Source organism: Roseovarius sp. YIN77, assembly GCF_057219155.1.
In genome coordinates, this window is record NZ_JBXVVI010000005.1 from 135430 (window position 1) to 151204 (window position 15775).

General features: G+C 57.5%; 18 protein-coding genes. 6 read left to right on the forward strand and 12 right to left on the reverse strand.

Annotation, left to right across the window (positions count from 1 at the left end; translation table 11 throughout):
* Window positions 1-26: 26 nt before the first annotated feature.
* The 3 genes from AC2D8P_RS07570 to AC2D8P_RS07580 all read right to left on the reverse strand — a co-directional run bounded on the left by AC2D8P_RS07570 (window position 27) and on the right by AC2D8P_RS07580 (window position 2550).
* A complete protein-coding gene (locus tag AC2D8P_RS07570; RefSeq protein WP_484701666.1) occupies window positions 27-1142 on the reverse strand; it encodes a DNA methyltransferase in 1116 nt (371 codons plus the stop codon).
* Window positions 1143-1230: 88 nt separating this feature from the next.
* Window positions 1231-1869: a ribonuclease HII gene (locus AC2D8P_RS07575; RefSeq protein ID WP_484701667.1), complete on the reverse strand. Its 639-nt coding sequence runs from the start codon at window positions 1867-1869 to the stop codon at window positions 1231-1233.
* Window positions 1870-2061: 192 nt separating this feature from the next.
* The gene (locus AC2D8P_RS07580) at window positions 2062-2550 is read right to left on the reverse strand and encodes a hypothetical protein (RefSeq protein ID WP_484701668.1); all 489 of its coding nucleotides are present in this window, start codon (window positions 2548-2550) and stop codon (window positions 2062-2064) included.
* Between the two features lie 32 nt (window positions 2551-2582).
* On the opposite strand from AC2D8P_RS07580, the gene AC2D8P_RS07585 reads away from it, so the two are divergent.
* Entirely contained in the window at window positions 2583-3014 is a 432-nt protein-coding gene (locus AC2D8P_RS07585; RefSeq protein ID WP_484701669.1) for a hypothetical protein, read from the forward strand.
* Between the two features lie 110 nt (window positions 3015-3124).
* Window positions 3125-3823 (forward strand): winged helix-turn-helix domain-containing protein, encoded by a 699-nt coding sequence (locus AC2D8P_RS07590; protein ID WP_484701670.1) that lies wholly within the window; start codon window positions 3125-3127, stop codon window positions 3821-3823.
* A gap of 4 nt (window positions 3824-3827) precedes the next feature.
* On the opposite strand, the gene AC2D8P_RS07595 is transcribed toward AC2D8P_RS07590, so the two are convergent.
* Window positions 3828-4853 carry an adenosine deaminase gene (locus AC2D8P_RS07595; protein WP_484701671.1) on the reverse strand — a complete coding sequence of 342 codons (1026 nt, stop codon included), beginning with the start codon at window positions 4851-4853 and terminating at the stop codon, window positions 3828-3830.
* Between the two features lie 119 nt (window positions 4854-4972).
* Window positions 4973-5983, reverse strand: coding sequence for a nicotinate-nucleotide--dimethylbenzimidazole phosphoribosyltransferase (gene cobT, locus AC2D8P_RS07600; RefSeq protein ID WP_484701672.1), 1011 nt, complete (start codon window positions 5981-5983; stop codon window positions 4973-4975).
* Window positions 5984-6085: 102 nt separating this feature from the next.
* Here cobT and cobS point away from each other — a divergent pair, with 102 nt between their 5' ends.
* Window positions 6086-6835 (forward strand): adenosylcobinamide-GDP ribazoletransferase, encoded by a 750-nt coding sequence (cobS, locus tag AC2D8P_RS07605; RefSeq protein WP_484701673.1) that lies wholly within the window; start codon window positions 6086-6088, stop codon window positions 6833-6835.
* A 51-nt stretch (window positions 6836-6886) separates the two neighbouring features.
* Here cobS and AC2D8P_RS07610 read toward each other — a convergent pair whose 3' ends face one another.
* The 6 genes from AC2D8P_RS07610 to AC2D8P_RS07635 form a co-directional block, all read right to left on the reverse strand.
* On the reverse strand, window positions 6887-7084 hold the full coding sequence (locus AC2D8P_RS07610; RefSeq protein WP_484701674.1) for a DUF1127 domain-containing protein: 198 nt from the start codon (window positions 7082-7084) through the stop codon (window positions 6887-6889).
* A gap of 183 nt (window positions 7085-7267) precedes the next feature.
* Window positions 7268-7777: a CarD family transcriptional regulator gene (locus tag AC2D8P_RS07615; RefSeq protein WP_484701675.1), complete on the reverse strand. Its 510-nt coding sequence runs from the start codon at window positions 7775-7777 to the stop codon at window positions 7268-7270.
* A gap of 292 nt (window positions 7778-8069) precedes the next feature.
* Window positions 8070-8408, reverse strand: coding sequence for a ferredoxin FdxA (fdxA, locus tag AC2D8P_RS07620; protein ID WP_484701677.1), 339 nt, complete (start codon window positions 8406-8408; stop codon window positions 8070-8072).
* A 52-nt stretch (window positions 8409-8460) separates the two neighbouring features.
* Window positions 8461-8814: an RNA-binding S4 domain-containing protein gene (locus AC2D8P_RS07625; RefSeq protein WP_484701691.1), complete on the reverse strand. Its 354-nt coding sequence runs from the start codon at window positions 8812-8814 to the stop codon at window positions 8461-8463.
* 19 nt (window positions 8815-8833) lie between these two features.
* Window positions 8834-11653, reverse strand: a complete 2820-nt coding sequence (locus AC2D8P_RS07630) for a helicase-related protein (RefSeq protein WP_484701678.1) — start codon at window positions 11651-11653, stop codon at window positions 8834-8836.
* A gap of 18 nt (window positions 11654-11671) precedes the next feature.
* Window positions 11672-12229: a tetratricopeptide repeat protein gene (locus AC2D8P_RS07635; protein ID WP_484701679.1), complete on the reverse strand. Its 558-nt coding sequence runs from the start codon at window positions 12227-12229 to the stop codon at window positions 11672-11674.
* A 68-nt stretch (window positions 12230-12297) separates the two neighbouring features.
* Here AC2D8P_RS07635 and AC2D8P_RS07640 point away from each other — a divergent pair, with 68 nt between their 5' ends.
* From AC2D8P_RS07640 to AC2D8P_RS07650, 3 genes are all read left to right on the forward strand, one after another.
* Window positions 12298-12585: an SCP2 sterol-binding domain-containing protein gene (locus AC2D8P_RS07640; protein WP_484701681.1), complete on the forward strand. Its 288-nt coding sequence runs from the start codon at window positions 12298-12300 to the stop codon at window positions 12583-12585.
* 3 nt (window positions 12586-12588) lie between these two features.
* The gene (locus AC2D8P_RS07645) at window positions 12589-13521 is read left to right on the forward strand and encodes an alpha/beta hydrolase (protein ID WP_484701682.1); all 933 of its coding nucleotides are present in this window, start codon (window positions 12589-12591) and stop codon (window positions 13519-13521) included.
* An 89-nt stretch (window positions 13522-13610) separates the two neighbouring features.
* Window positions 13611-15443, forward strand: a complete 1833-nt coding sequence (locus AC2D8P_RS07650; protein ID WP_484701684.1) for a M3 family oligoendopeptidase — start codon at window positions 13611-13613, stop codon at window positions 15441-15443.
* 170 nt (window positions 15444-15613) lie between these two features.
* Here the strand turns inward: AC2D8P_RS07650 and AC2D8P_RS07655 are convergent, their stop codons facing one another.
* Window positions 15614-15757 carry a rhodanese-like domain-containing protein gene (locus AC2D8P_RS07655; protein ID WP_484701692.1) on the reverse strand — a complete coding sequence of 48 codons (144 nt, stop codon included), beginning with the start codon at window positions 15755-15757 and terminating at the stop codon, window positions 15614-15616.
* Between the last annotated feature and the right edge of the window lie 18 nt (window positions 15758-15775).

Genomic DNA, 15775 nt, shown 5'->3' on the forward strand with positions numbered 1-15775 from the left:
CACTGGCGGTACTTCGGTAAACTTTATCAATTCGGTCGTTCGGCCATTTCGGCGCGAATTTGTTGGCGCAGGATGTCAATTGGCACCCGTTTGCCGTCGCGTTTGAAACACCAGTAGGTCCAGCCATTGCAGCTTGGCGCGCCTTCCAGCGCGGCACCGACCTGATGGATCGATCCCTTCACATCATCGCCGATCAGCGTGCCATCGGCACGGACCTTGGCCTTGTGCCGGTTGTTCATGGAATACAGCTCTTCGCCGGGCTGGAGCATGCCGCGTTCGACCACCTGACCAAAGGGCACGCGCGGTTCGGCGCGTTTGGATGTCGTGACCTGCAACGATTCACGGTCAAATTTACGGGTGTTTTTGATGCGCTTCTCGGCCACCTTGCGATAGGCCTCTTCACGCTCGATCCCGATGAAGTTGCGGCCGAGTTTCTTGGCCACCGCCCCCGTGGTGCCGGTGCCAAAGAACGGATCCAACACCACGTCGCCGGGGTTGGTCGATCCAACCAATACTCGGTGCAGCAGGCTTTCGGGTTTTTGTGTTGGATGGGCCTTGTCGCCATTGTCGTCTTTCAGGCGTTCACCACCATTACAGATCGGCAGCACCCAGTCAGATCGCATCTGCACGCCCTCATTCAGGGCTTTCAGCGCCTCGTAGTTAAAGGTGTATTTTGCGCTTTCTTCCTTGGAGGCCCAGATCATCGTTTCATGGGCATTGGTCAGGCGCATGCCGCGAAAGTTCGGCATTGGATTGGATTTACGCCAGACGACATCGTTCAAGATCCAGTATCCGGCATCCTGCAGCGCCGTGCCGACACGGAAAATATTGTGATAGGACCCAATAACCCAGATCGCACCATTGGGTTTTAGCAGCCGTTTCGCGGCCTTCAGCCAATCGCGGGTGAACCGGTCATAGGCGCTGAAAGAGGCGAACTGATCCCAGTGATCATCCACTGCATCGACCTGGCTGTTATCCGGACGGTGCAATTCCCCCTTCAGCTGAAGGTTATAGGGCGGATCGGCGAAAATCAGGTCGACGGAGCCTTCGGGAAGGCTGTTCATGACCTCAATGCAATCGCCCGCAATTATTTCGTTCAGGGGCAATTTCACAGCCCCTTTTGTACCGGTTTTCGTTTTCATCTCTGCCTCTGCATTCGCACGTTTGCCGTGCTGATTTGTTGGGTCCAAGATGAGTCAAAGCTGATTCGCCGTCAAATTCTTTTTTGAATCAGTCACTTACGATTTTCTCTTGATACAAGATGTTGTGTACCGGTTTAAACGAACGTCTATGGTGTGGGGTGACCCCCAAATTTAGGAGTGCCTTCTTGTGCACAGTGCTGGGGTAACCGGCATTGGTTTCCCATCCATAGCCGGGGAACTGTTGCGCCAAATCCCACATGATTTTGTCGCGCGCCTGTTTGGCAACGATTGATGCGGCGGCAATCGACAGTGATTTGGCATCCCCTTTGACCACTGCTTGTCCAGGCATGATCAGGTTGGGTGGCATCCGGTTGCCGTCGATCAGCACGAAATCCGGGATGATGGATAGCCCCTCGATCGCCCGGCGCATGGCCAGCATCGAGGCATGGAGGATATTGATCTCGTCAATCTCTTCGACGCTGGCATGGGCGATAGAGGTATCTGCGACCCGTTCAATTTCCGGGGCCAGTACCTCGCGCCGCTTGGCCGTCAGTTTTTTGGAATCGTTCAGGCCCTCGGGCAGGCAGGTGATATCCAGCACCACTGCCGCGGCTGTCACCGGGCCCGCCAGCGGGCCGCGACCGACCTCGTCCACGCCGGCGATGCGGATAAATCCCTTGGCGCGGGCGGCCTCTTCAAACTCAAAATTCGGATAATTGTCTTGCATGAGGCTTTGAACCGCGCCCGCCATCCGGATGCAAGGAAAAAGGCGGGAAGGATCTGGGGATGCCCTTCCCGCCGTTCAGATGCGGCCGGGGACGTTTGGCCGCATCTGAGTACCAAGTTACTCTGTAAACACTGTGACTGAATCACTCATTACTTACCTTGGGTCCATTTGCTGGACCTTCTGCTCGATCTCTTAGTTCCAATGGCTGCTTCTGCGGTTTCCGTTTCCGCTGACGCGATAACCGTCACGGATCAGGCAGCGTTTGCCGTAAAACTGGCGCCAGCCACGGTCTGTACGGGCTTCGCGTAGGCAATGACGCGGCAGGTTCAGTTGTTCGGCGTGACGGTTCAAACAGCGGCGGGCAAAGCCCAGACGATCCCCGCGACGGGTTTCAAAGGTTCGCTGACAGCGAACTGGCAACACTTTGGCATGGCGGCGATGACGACCATCGCGATAGTTATTGCGATGACTGTAGTCGTTATAGCGATAGTGATCATGATGGCGGCGTTCGACCCGGCCCTTGTCATCGTCATCATCAATCGCGGCGGCGATCCCGGCGATGATCGCTAGGCCCAGCAATGCGCCAGCCACATCATCAGCATCAGCGCGGGCCTGAATGGTGCTGGCCCCGGTGACGGCCAGCGCGATGGCAAGTATTGTTGCGATAAACCCTTTTCTCATCTCTTGTTTCCTTTCTTGTCCGGGATCGGGCGGTGCGGTCCGATCGAAAAATCTGTGATGGGGAAAGGATGGGTCAGGGTCGGTCTGACAAACAATATCGACCGGGTGTTATCGGATATCGCAGGTCAGAGCGGCGCATTGTTATTGAATATCCGGCCCTGCACCGCCATTGTCGGGCCATGATGAAAACCGTGATAACATTTCTCGCCATTTGTTGCGCCGCACCGGCCTCTGCCGCGTGCTATGCTGACTATAAGGCCAAGCAAGACAGCCCGCTGAAACTCCATTATGGGGTGGTGGAGCTGCCGGATAATGCCTGCAACGACCGCAATAGGGCCGCGCGCAACATTGAACGCCGCCTGTCGCGCGGGGGTTGGCAGCTGTTAGAGGTCAACGCGTTCTTTGACGAAGGCGGATTAAATTCGCGCCGGGGACGGGCGGGCGCGTTTTTCCTGAAATTTTGACATTGGGTATCGATCTGGTGCGGGTGATCCTGAAAGCGTGATCAGGGGTTGCTTGACCAGACATAGGGGACCAAGGTCAAATATAGCCAAACAATTCGGGGACCAGAGGTTTGGACAAGATATCAGAACCCAGACACGGCAAGTTTAGCGGCAATCGTATCATCATTGCCGGTATCGCTGCCATTGTGGCCATTCTTCTGGTGGCGGCTGTGCTGCTGTTTGCGCGCCTGCCTGATGCCAATGCGTTCAATGTCCGGGTTGAACGGATCTTTGTCGAAAACGATCTGACCCAGCAGGCCGAAATTAAGCTGTTGGAGATTCTGGCCCAGTCCGGGACAGCCTTTGCCGATACGCTGACCTCTTACCGCATGGTCATCTTTGTCCTGCTGGTCTTTGCAACCGCCATGATGATCGCGGCCCTGGCGTTTCTGGTCACGATCCTGGGGCTCAACCGCCGCATGTCCGAAATCGAACGCACCGGTATTCAGGTCAATTCCCTGCTGATCAGCCGGGAGGAGAAATCCGTCTACCTGAACAATATGGCCTTTAAACTGACCGACGCGGCGCTGGAAACCATGTCGGTGCTGGCAGAGGCGCGGATGGATGACGACATGCTGACCGGGGCAGAGATCGAGGGCATGATATCAGGTCGCGACGCCGCCGATTGTGACGAGGCCGCCGGCGCCACCCGCATCAAACGCCTGCGTGACACGCTGGGCAATCAAATGGTCAGTGAGCTTTTGGTCAAAAACATCGCCCGCCGCGGTTACATGCTGGCGATTGATAAATCCGTCATTCGGATGGAATAGGCCGCTACGCCTTTCGCAAACTGTCGATCTGGCTGTCAATCTTATCTAACTGCACCTGTTTTTCCGCATCACTGATGAAAGACGCGGCAAAGGAGTTTTTGGCCAGTTGGATCACCTCGGCCTCGGTCAGGCCAAGATGTTCGACCATGGCGCGGTAATTGTCGTTCAGGTAGCCACCGAAATAGGACGGATCATCGGAATTGATGGTGACCAGCAACCCGGCATCCAGCGCGCGTTTCACAGGGGCATCGGACAGGTTGGCAATCCCCTTCAGCCGCCAATTGGAAATCGGGCACATGGTCAGGGGGGTTTGTTGTTTGGCCAGCCGCGCGGTCAGGGCTGGGTCATCCAGCGCGTGGTTGCCGTGATCGAGCCGTTCAATTTTCAGGATATCCAGCGCCTCTTTGACATAGTCTGCCGGGCCTTCCTCGCCGGAATGGGCGACGGGGGTAAAGCCCTCTTTCCTGGCGGCCTCAAACACGCGGGCAAACTTGCTGGGCGGATGACCCATTTCTGAACTGTCCAGCCCAACGCCAAAGATGTGATCCTTGTGCTTGCAGGCGCAATCCAGTGCCTCGAACGCCTGATCCTCCGGCAAATGGCGCAGGAAGCACATGATCAGTTTTGATGTTATACCCATCTGTTTCTTGGCGTCTTGCAAGGCCGAGGTGATCCCGCCCAGCACCGTTTCAAAGGCCACGCCGCGATCGGTATGGGCTTGGGGATCAAAGAACAGCTCCACATGGGTCAGGCGGTCGGCATGCACCCGTTCCAAATAGGCCCAGGTCAGGTCATAGAAATCCCGTTCGGTCAGTAGAACCGACATGCCCTGATAGTAGAGATCGAGAAAGTCCTGAAGGTTGTCAAATTCATAGGCGTTCTTGACTTCCTCGACATTGGCATAGGGCAGGGCGACCCCATTGCGTTTGGCCATATCCAACATCATTTGTGGCTCTAACGTGCCCTCGATATGCAAATGCAGTTCCGCCTTGGGCAGGTGGTCGATCAGGGCTTGGGTCAGGTCGGTCATGGGGGCCTCGGTGATATGCCTTTTCCAAAGGCTATATCACCGAATTGGTGAATGCATCTGTAATCGCAAAAAGCTGGGTTGATGTCTTTTTGGGGATCATTGTCACTTGTTGAGGCGTCTCAGCCGTCGGACACGCCCGCCTCGGCAAAGGTCGCCATGCCGGAATGACAGGCGACAGCACCTTTCAGGATACCGATGGCCAGCGCGGCGCCGGACCCTTCGCCAAGCCGCATGCCCATGTTCAGGATCGGGTCCTTGCCGATGGCGGCCAACATGCGGTAGTGCGCCCCTTCGGCGGACAGATGTGCGGCTTGTGCATGATCCAGAAGCCCTGTCCCCAACCTGTTCAAAACGGCGGCTGCAGAGGTCGCAATGAACCCGTCGATCAAAAGCGGGATACCATCGACACGCGCCCGGGCCATGGCCCCGCACATGGCCGCGATTTCGCGCCCGCCCAGACAACGTAGAACACCCAGCGCATCATCGGTCTGGAGCAGTGCGACGCCTTCGCGCACCACGCGGGCCTTGTTGGCAAGACCTGCATCGTCGACGCCTGTACCGCGCCCGACCCAATCTTCGGCGTCGCCGCCAAACAGCGCCAGCGCGATTGCCGCCGCGGATGTGGTGTTGCCAATGCCCATTTCGCCCACGACCAGCAAATCAGTCCCAGTATCCACAGCCTGCCAGCCGGTGTTGAGCGCCTCTAGCAATTCTGCCTCGTCCATCGCCGGGGCTTGAGTGAAATCGGCGGTCGGGCGATCCAGTGACAGGGCGTGGACATCCAGCGTTGCGCCAAAGGCACCAGACAGCTGATTGATGGCAGCCCCGCCATGTTGAAAGTTCAGGACCATTTGTTCGGTCACCTCGGCAGGGAAGGCCGAAACCCCCTGCGCCGTTACCCCGTGATTGCCGGCAAAGATCACCACTTGCGGGTGTTCGATCACGGGCCGATCGGTGCCGCGCCAAGCCGCATACCAGATGGCCAGATCTTCCAACCGGCCCAGCGAATGTGGTGGCTTGGTCAGTTGGCTATTGCGCGCTTCTGCCCCGGCGCGCGCGGTTGCGTCAGGTGCGGGCGCTGAGGCCAGCCGGTTACGAAAATCTGTTAGCGAATTAAGCGCGTCGGTCATCACTGCCTCATTGATCACATCCCCGGAACTGTTTAACGCTTGAGTGGCAGAAGAAAAGCCGCGGAGCGCGGTTTCAGACCCAAAAACCGACAGAATTCCGACGTGATCGAAAAGACCCTTGCTGATATCACCTGCGCGACTGGATTGCTGAGCCGCCTGCCGGTTCCCTGGCGGCGATTTCAGCATGTCAAAACCGGGCCGGAATCGGCTTGGGCCTATCCGGTTGCCGGGGCCATTGTCGGGCTGATCGCAGCGCTGATCGGATGGGGTGCCGGAGCGCTGCCTGCCGCCGTTCAGGCCGCGCTGATCCTGAGCACGATGATCGTCATCACCGGTGCCATGCACGAGGACGGGCTGGCCGATAGTTTTGATGGGCTATGGGGCGGCTGGGAACGTGACCGCCGGTTGGAGATCATGAAGGATAGTAGCATCGGCACTTATGGGGTGCTGGCCTTGATCCTGTCGCTCTTGATCCGGTGGGGCGCGTTAAGTGCACTTTTATCCGCGGGATTTGGTCTGATCGCCCTGATCGGGATTGCGGCCCTGTCACGGCTACCGATGGTGGGGCTGATGGTCTGGCTGCCGCCTGCGCGCCGCAGCGGATTATCGGCTGGGGTCGGCACGCCGCCACCACAGTCTGTTGGTTTGGCCCTTGTGGTGGCCTTGTTTCTGGGTCTGTTGACGATCGGTTTTCAGATCGTTTGGCTGCTGATCGCGGTGGGGGTGGTCAGTACTATTTGGGCGATGATCGCGGCACGCAAAATCGGTGGGCAAACCGGCGACATTCTTGGCGCATCGCAACAGATTTCAGAAATGGCGATCCTGATATCGCTATGTGTGATCTGGACATGAAAAAGGGGTCGCAACGCGACCCCTGATCACAGGTGCACCTTGTGAAAATTCTCAGTAGCGGAACGGACGCTCTGCACCGATATCGGACAGGATCTCGTCAGACAGGCTCATCAGGATGATGCGGGTCTGGCGCTCTTCGTTCCAGCGTACAACGGACTGAACCAGAGTTTCAAAGACATTCACAACGCGCAAAACAAAGCGCGCACCAAGAGGGGTGGAATGAGCGATTGCAGCAACATGGGAAGTCATATCAGTAGTCCTTTTGTTCGAGAGACCCGACCTGTTTCGGGGTTGACCTGCAGATAGGACCTGGACGTGCTGCACACAACTTCTGATTCCGCATTCCCGAATTGCAATAGCCGCATAGCTGCTGAATATGAAAAAAGCCGCCCGGTTCAGGGGCGGCTTTCCAATAGGTTTTTTTCACCAAGATCAGGCGGCGCGAGACATCAGAACCTCGCCAACCTCGCGTTGGGCGTTGGCCTCATCCCCGCCGGATACGGCGGCGATTTCGCGGGTCAGACGATCCAGTGCGGCCTCATAAAGCTGACGCTCGGAATAGCTTTGTTCGCGCTGTTCGTCATTGCGGTGCAGGTCGCGAACAACCTCTGCGATGGCAATCAGATCGCCAGAGTTGATCTTTTGTTCGTATTCCTGGGCGCGGCGCGACCACATGGCGCGTTTGACCTTGGCCTTGCCTTTCAGCGTGGTCATCGCCTTGGCCACCACATCAGGGGAGGACAGCGACCGCATCCCGATCTCTGTCGCCTTATGGGTGGGAACGCGCAGGGTCATCTTGTCTTTCTCAAACGAGATGACGAACAGTTCCAGCTCAATCCCGGCAATTTCCTGTTCCTCGATCGAAATGATCTTGCCAACCCCGTGAGCGGGATAGACAACAAATTCGTTCGGGTGAAACTCTGGTTTCTTCGATTTACTCATAGAGTCACATCTTCCTGGTTAGACCTGACAATGCAGCGACAAATCCCCGGCGGAAAAATCGATTTCCCACACGATCAGATTTTGCGCCAAATAATCCATCCAGTGGGAGTGGCCCACGGGCTGGTGACAGGTCTCTGTGTTTCTTTGCAACAGAAATATAACACAAAATTGCGCCCAAAAAAAGTGCCGCACTGCAGCACATGCGCCAAATTGCATTTCAAGAGCGCCGAAATCGCCGAAATTCGGTAAAAATGTAGATCAGTTAGATGATTGACGTGAGGTCAGTCGCGAATCACCCGCCTTCGCCCGGTGCCTCAGAAAAATACTTCTCCAGCTTGCCGTCTTCGCCATCGCGCTCTTCGGCTTCGGGGAGGGGATCTTTCTTGGTCACAATGACGGGCCAAAGCTCCGCGTATTTGCGGTTAAACTCAACCCACTCTTCTGTATCCGGCTCTGTATCCGGGCGGATCGCGTCTGCGGGGCATTCTGGTTCGCAAACCCCACAGTCGATACATTCATCCGGGTGGATGACCAGCATGTTTTCACCTTCGTAGAAGCAGTCTACGGGGCAGACTTCCACGCAGTCGGTGTATTTGCAGGCGATGCATGCATCATTCACGATATAGGTCATGTGGTGTACCCGGAGTTGAGGTCTTAGGGTCTAGCTAGTCCAGACTGGCGGCTCATTCAAGCTCTGAGCGGCGCGATTGGGTCAATTTTCGGCGATCTTTCTTGGTCGGGCGACCCTTTCCGTCAAAAGAAGGGGCCGGGGGCGTATCATCGGTGGGTGGTGACAAATCCTCGTAAAGCTCTCGCGCCTCGGGCGCTGGGCCACGCCGGGTGGACAGGGCCTGAACCCGGACCACGCGGACGCGCCGCGCCTGCGGGAAAGTCAGAACATCTCCGATTCTAACCGCATGCGCGGGTTTTCCCACATGCTGAGAATTGATCCTCAGATGCCCTGCCGATACCAGCCCGGTGGCCAGCGCGCGGGTTTTGAAAAATCGCGCGTGCCACAGCCATTTGTCGACACGCATGGTCGGGCCGTCAGACAACTTAGTTCTTGTCCTTCAGCCCCATCAATGCGGCGGCAAAGGGATTGTCCGGGTCGATCCGGTCTTTCTTCTGCGGCTTGGCCTGATAGCTGCGCGCACCCTGCTGTTGGGGTGGGCGTTTGCCCTTGGGTTTGCCGCGTGGCCTGCCCTGATTTTGGCCTTGTGGTTTGCCACCACGACGTTCGCCCTGTTGGTTCGGCCTGCGCCGCGCCCAGGTGAAGCTGTAAAAGACTTCGATCTCGGGGCCAGCCTCTTCGTTGCTGGCAGGTTCTGTAGTGGCCTCGTCAACAGGTGCAGTCTCTGCTGGCGCGTCAGTTTCGGCAGGTGCTTCGGCCTCTGCATCAATCTGTGCCGGGGCAGCCCGTGCTGTGGTGTCGGCCGGGGTTTGGGGTGCATCCGGGGCGGTGCCGGTCGCTTTTGTCGTGGCCTCAGCAACGGGTTCCGGTTTCACCTTCTCGCGCTCACCGCGTTCAGCGGCATAGCCCAGCCCCTGCATCAAATCAGCGAACTGTTCCAGCGTCATGCCGGTGATTGACAGCATATCTGGGCTCGCTTCAAAGCCGCCGCGGCTGTCCTCTGCCCGCAAAAGATCCGCCAGGCGTTCCAGCATATCAACGCGGATCGCCCGTTCGCCAGCCTGTCGATAGCCCGACATCAGATGATACCCGGGATGGGACCCCTTGGCGGTCGGGATTGTGACCAGACCGGGCGGTGGGCTTTCGGAAAACTCATCATGCCCTTCGCGCAGCGACCACAACAACAGGCGCAGACGGGTCGGTGCCGGTTTCAAAAGAAGTGGCATGAAGATCGTAAACTGACCAAAGCGCACCCCGTGTTTGCGCAAGGCTCCACGGGCGTCCTGATCCAGTTCTTTGACCTCTCCCATCACCTGATCGCGCGGGATCAGGCCCAAAGCCTCGATCATGCGAAAGCCAAAGCCACGGGCCAGACCGGACAGTTCCTCATCATGCTGGATGTTGAACAGCGGTTCAAACAGCGCCGCAATCTTGCGATCGATAAAATGCTGCAAGCGGCGGGTCACTTTTTGCGCCACGTCGTCACCGGCCTCTTCATCAACAAAGGGCACGACGCGTGGTTTCAGGGCCTCGTCACCCGCGACCAACTTGCCCACGGCCTGATCACCCCACATCAATCCACCCTGATCGGTGAAATCGATTTCGGTATCGGGGGCGTTATAGAACCGATCCGCCCGCAGGTGAAATTCTGGTGCCAGCGCCTGGTAGGCCGCGGCGCGCAGGGTCTTTGCCTGTTCCGGGGACGCTTTGCTGTCCTGGCTAAACAGGAACCCTTCGATCCGCCCGACGAATTCACCTTCGACGGACACTTCACCCTCTTTACTTACTTCGGCCACGAGCCGCTCCTTCTGCTTCAACCGGCGCATCAAAACTGAACTGCGCCGGTCAACAAATCTTTGAGTCAGGGCCTGATGTAAGGCATCTGACAGGCGGTCTTCTACCGCGCGAGTCGCGCCGCGCCAATGGTTTTCGTCATCAATCCATCCCTTTCGCTGCGCGACATAGGTCCAAGTGCGAATAAAGGCCAATCTTTTGGACAATGCATCTATATCGCCGCGACTGTTATCGAGCCGTTTGATCTGTCGGGCGAACCAATCGGTTGGCACCCGGCCCTGATCGTGCAGATAGGCGAATATCTGCTGCAACATGGCCGCATGTTCGGCCTTGGAGATATCGCGGAAGTCGGGAATGCGGCACACATCCCACAAAAGCCGCACATCCGGCGCCCCCTGCAATCGGTCGCGAATCTCTGTCTGTCCCGATATTGCTTTTAGCGCCGACAGATCATCGGCCTCCCGCGCCCGCATCAGGCGCGGGTCATCCGTGGGCTGTTCCAACGACGCGATCAACCGCTCAACCGTGCCAAATTCCAGCCATGGATTGCGCCATTGCAGCACCTTCAAGGGGGTAAATCGGTTGTCGCAGATGGCCGCTGCAGTTTCCGCGTCCAGCTCGCCCGCCTCACCGGTTACGCCAAAGGTGCCGTTGTTCATATGCCGACCGGCGCGACCTGCGATTTGTGCCAGTTCGTTGGGGGCCAGCGGTCGCATCCGGCGGCCATCAAATTTCGTTGTGGCGGAAAAGGCGACATGGTCAATGTCCAGGTTCAGCCCCATGCCGATCGCGTCGGTGGCGATCAGATAGTCAACATCGCCGTTTTGATAGAGCTCCACCTGCGCATTTCGGGTGCGGGGTGAAAGCGCGCCCATCACAATCGCGGCCCCGCCTTTTTGACGGCGCATTAATTCGGCAATGGCATAGAGGTTTTCGACGGAAAATCCGACAATCGCACTGCGTGCGGGCATGCGGCTGATTTTCTTGGACCCGGTATAGGTCAGCTCTGAAAACCGCTCGCGGGTCATGAACTGTGCGTCGGGCACCAGATCACGGATTGCGGGTTTCATCGTCGCGGCCCCCAGAAAGAGCGTCTCATGCAGGCCCCGCGACCGAAGCAGCCGGTCGGTAAAGACATGGCCACGTTCGGGATCAGCGCAAAGCTGGATTTCATCAATCGCCAGAAAATCGACACCCAGCCCTTCGGGCATCGCCTCGACCGTGCAGACCCAATATTGCACCCGGTCCGGTACGATCCGCTCTTCGCCGGTGATCAGTGCCACGACATTCGGGCCGCGCATGGATTTGATCCGGTCATAAACCTCGCGCGCCAACAGGCGCAAGGGCAGGCCGATCACCCCGGTGCGATGGGCCAGCATCTGTTCAATGGCATAGTGGGTTTTGCCGGTATTGGTCGGCCCCAGAACGGCCGTGATCGTTGCCTCGCGCATTCCGATGTCTGACCTGTCTTAGATGTCCTGACCCTGTAGCTGGGATTCCAGCCGCTCTATCGCCGGTGCTAATTCAGGGTGATGCGGATGTATAGCCCGGACCATATAATAGACGTCCAGCGCGTCCTGATTTGCGCCGGTCATTTCCAGAATGATCCCCACTCCGACCATCGCATCAAAATGATTGGGTTCCAGGGCCAGGGCCTGTTCCAGATCCCCCAATGCCGGGCCAATCAATTCCGCCGTGAAGTAGGCCTGCGCGCGGGTATGCCAGCCCTCGGCAAAATCCGGGGCATGATCGGTCAGCGCGGTCAAATGTTCGATAGCCACGCGCGTGTCGCCCGCATCAAGCGCCCGGCGGCCGCGTTCCAACAGCAGATCTATCGTGTCTGACCCGGATTGTGCCCAATGGTCCCGGATGTCTTGGGCAATGATTTCCGCCGCCTCGGCATCGGCAGCAACAAGCGCCTCAAACAGCTCCGCCGGGGCCTCATCCGCAGCCACAGGGGCACAGATGGTAAAAAACACGAGAAGTGCCGCGACGGCAGGTTTGTTTCTTTGGAAAAATACGCTCATATCACAATCAACATAGGGCAAGATTTGCAAAATGCGAACCTGCCCGGGCTTAACCCGGAGGAATTTTCATGAGCTCACTTATCGACAGCGCCATTGCCGCGCTTCAGGACAAACTGTCGGGCACATTTGACGGCAGCGCCAAGTTCGCGATCGAAGGCGAAGGCGCGATTGTGATCGACAGCGACGGCGTGCGCGCCTCCGACGAGGAAACGGATGTGACCCTGTCTGCCGATGCCGATACGTTTCAGGCAATATTGGAAGGTGAGCTGAATCCTACCGCCGCCTTCATGTCGGGCAAGCTCTCGGTTGATGGCGATATGGGCGCCGCGATGAAACTGGGCGGTTTGCTGGCCTGACGGATGACACCTGCCCCCTATCACACCGACATCGCCGAGGGACCAGATGGCGGGAAAGCCTTCTGGCTGACCGCCAGTGATGGCGTGCGCATTCGGCTGGGGATTTGGCCCGGCGGGGACAAGGGCACGGTCCTGATGTTCCCCGGCCGGACAGAAATGGTGGAAAAATATGGCCGGGTGGCCGCCGAATTTGCCGCACGCGGTTATGGGTCCATTGCCATCGACTGGCGCGGGCAGGGCATTGCTGACCGGCTGACCGCTGACCGGAATGTTGGGCATGTCACCCGCTTTTCCGATTATCAGTTGGATGTGGTTGCGGTGCTGGGGGCGTTGAACGATCTGGATTTGCCTAAGCCTTGGTTTCTGATGGCCCATTCGATGGGCGGGGCCATCGGCCTGCGGGCCCTGACATTGGGCCTTCCGGTCACGGCGGCCTGTTTCAGCGCGCCGATGTGGGACATTCTGATGCCCGCGCATAAACGCCCGCAGGCCTGGGTTGCGGGCTGGTTGTCAAAAAAGCTGGGCTTTTCCCACCGCTATATCCCCGGTAAATCCGGTGAAAGCTATGTCGCCACCGCCGCTTTTGATGACAACGAACTGACCACCGATCCAGACATGTTCGCCTATATGCAGCGCCAGTTGCACATGTATCCGGAATTTGCCCTGGGGGGAGCTTCGCTTGGTTGGCTATACGAGGCACTGGTGGAATGCCGTGAGTTCCGCCAAATACCTTTACCCGGCACCCCAGTCCTGACATGGCTGGGCACCAATGAACGCATAGTTGACCCCAGCGCCATTCATTCCATCATGACCCGCTGGCCCAGTGGGCGGCTGGAGGTTTTGGAACGAGGAGAGCACGAGGTGTTTTTTGAACGCCCCGAGCTGCGCGATCGCATCTATGACGAAACCTGCGCCTTTTTCGCGGCGCATAGCTGACCGGATCACGCGAATTTTCCAGCCCATGCCTTGCGTCCGCTGCACCCCCGTGCCTATCTGCCACTCAAGTCGAACGCTAAGAGGTTTTCATGCAGTTTTTCCGCCCCGCTTTCCCCGCCCGCACCTTTGATGCCAACGCCGCTGGTGGCGCGGATAATCTGGGCGATTTGCCGGAATGGAATTTGGAGGATCTTTACGCGGGGGAGGACGCGCCGGAACTGTCACACGATATGGAATGGCTGGATGGGGCCTGTACGACATTTGCAGAAACCTATGCGGGCAAATTGGCCGATCTGGATGCCGCCGGTTTCGTGAAATGTGTTCAGGAGTATGAGGCGATCAACGGCACGGCGGGCCGGATCATGTCCTTTGCTGGTCTGCGCTATTACCAAAATACGATGGACGGCACCCGCGCCCAGTTCATGCAGAACTGCGAAGAACAGATCACTGATTTCACCGGGCGGATGGTGTTTTTCACGCTGGAAATCAACCGTCTGGACGATGATCACTTGTCGGCTCTGTTTGCCCAGAATGCGGACTTTGCCCGTTACAAACCGATCTTTGATCGCATCCGCGCTATGAAGCCGCACCAGCTGTCGGATGAATTGGAACAGTTCCTGCATGATCAATCGTCAGTGGGGGCGTCCGCCTGGAACAAGCTTTTTGATGAAACCATGGCAGGCCTGACCTTCACCATTGATGGGGAAGAGCTGAACCTGGAGGCGACGCTGAATTTCATGACCGAACAGGATCGGTCCAAACGCGAAACAGCCGCGCGTGAACTGGCCAGGGTCTTTGGTGAAAATATCAAGCTTTTCGCCCGCATTCACAACACGCTTGCCAAGGAAAAAGAGATCGAGGATCGCTGGCGCAAATTGCCCAGCCCGCAGGCATCGCGCCATTTGGCCAACCATGTGGAACCAGAGGTGGTCGAGGCCCTGCGCAATGCCGTGGTCGCGGCCTATCCGAAACTCAGTCACCGGTATTATGCGTTAAAGGCGAAATGGCTGGGGTTGGAAAAGCTGAACACATGGGATCGCAACGCCCCCCTGCCGATGGAGGATGACCGCCGGGTGAACTGGGATGAGGCGCGTGAAACCGTGATGACCGCCTATGCAGGCTTTGATCCCGAAATGGCCAAAATCGCAGAGCCGTTTTTTGACAAGGGCTGGATCGATGCCGCCGTCAAACCCGGCAAAGCGCCCGGCGCCTTTGCCCACCCCACCGTCACCGATGTGCATCCTTACGTGATGCTGAACTATCTGGGAAAACCGCGCGATGTGATGACACTGGCGCATGAGCTGGGCCACGGTGTGCATCAGGTGCTGGCCGCGGGTCAAGGGGAGCTCTTGTCCTCCACCCCGCTAACCCTCGCGGAAACCGCGTCGGTTTTTGGCGAGATGCTCACCTTCCAGAAACTGCTCGACGGTGCAAAAACACAGGCCGAACGCAAAGTGATGCTGGCCGGTAAGGTCGAGGATATGATCAACACCGTCGTGCGCCAGATCGCGTTTTATGATTTTGAGTGCAAATTGCATGACGCCCGGCGGAGCGGAGAACTGACACCCGAGGACATCAACGTCCTGTGGATGAGCGTTCAGGCTGAAAGCCTCGGTCCTGCGTTCGAATTTACCGAAGGGTTTGAGGTTTTCTGGTCCTACATCCCGCATTTCATCCACTCCCCCTTCTACGTCTATGCCTATGCGTTTGGCGACGGGCTGGTGAACGCGCTTTATGCGGTCTACGCCGAAGGCGACCCCGATTTTCAGGCCAAGTATTTTGATATGCTGAAGGCAGGCGGCTCTAAACACCACAAAGAACTGCTCGCGCCTTTCGGCCTTGATGCCTCTGAACCCAAGTTTTGGGACAAGGGGTTGAGCATGATCTCTGCCATGATTGATGAGTTGGAAGGGATGGAGTGACTCCCTCTTCCTTTCGCCCGAAATATCTCGGGTTGAGCAGGCTCTGCATGCGAGGGGCAGCGCTCCTTGTTGAAAATCAGCAGTGACACAACAGATGTGGGTAACTGAAAAGCACCGCCAATTTGGCAGTGCTTTTGGTTTTAACATGCTGTTTCTTCACAAGTGGATCTTCACCGAACAGTTTCATACCCGGCGTCGACCCAAGCTTGGGTGCCACCTTTGATCCAGTTCACATTCGCAAAACCTTGCTTGGCAAAGGCCTCTGCCGTGCGATGGGCCATTGGGCCCGCCTGACAAGTGGTGATGATATGCAGAGTGTGATCGGCAAAGAC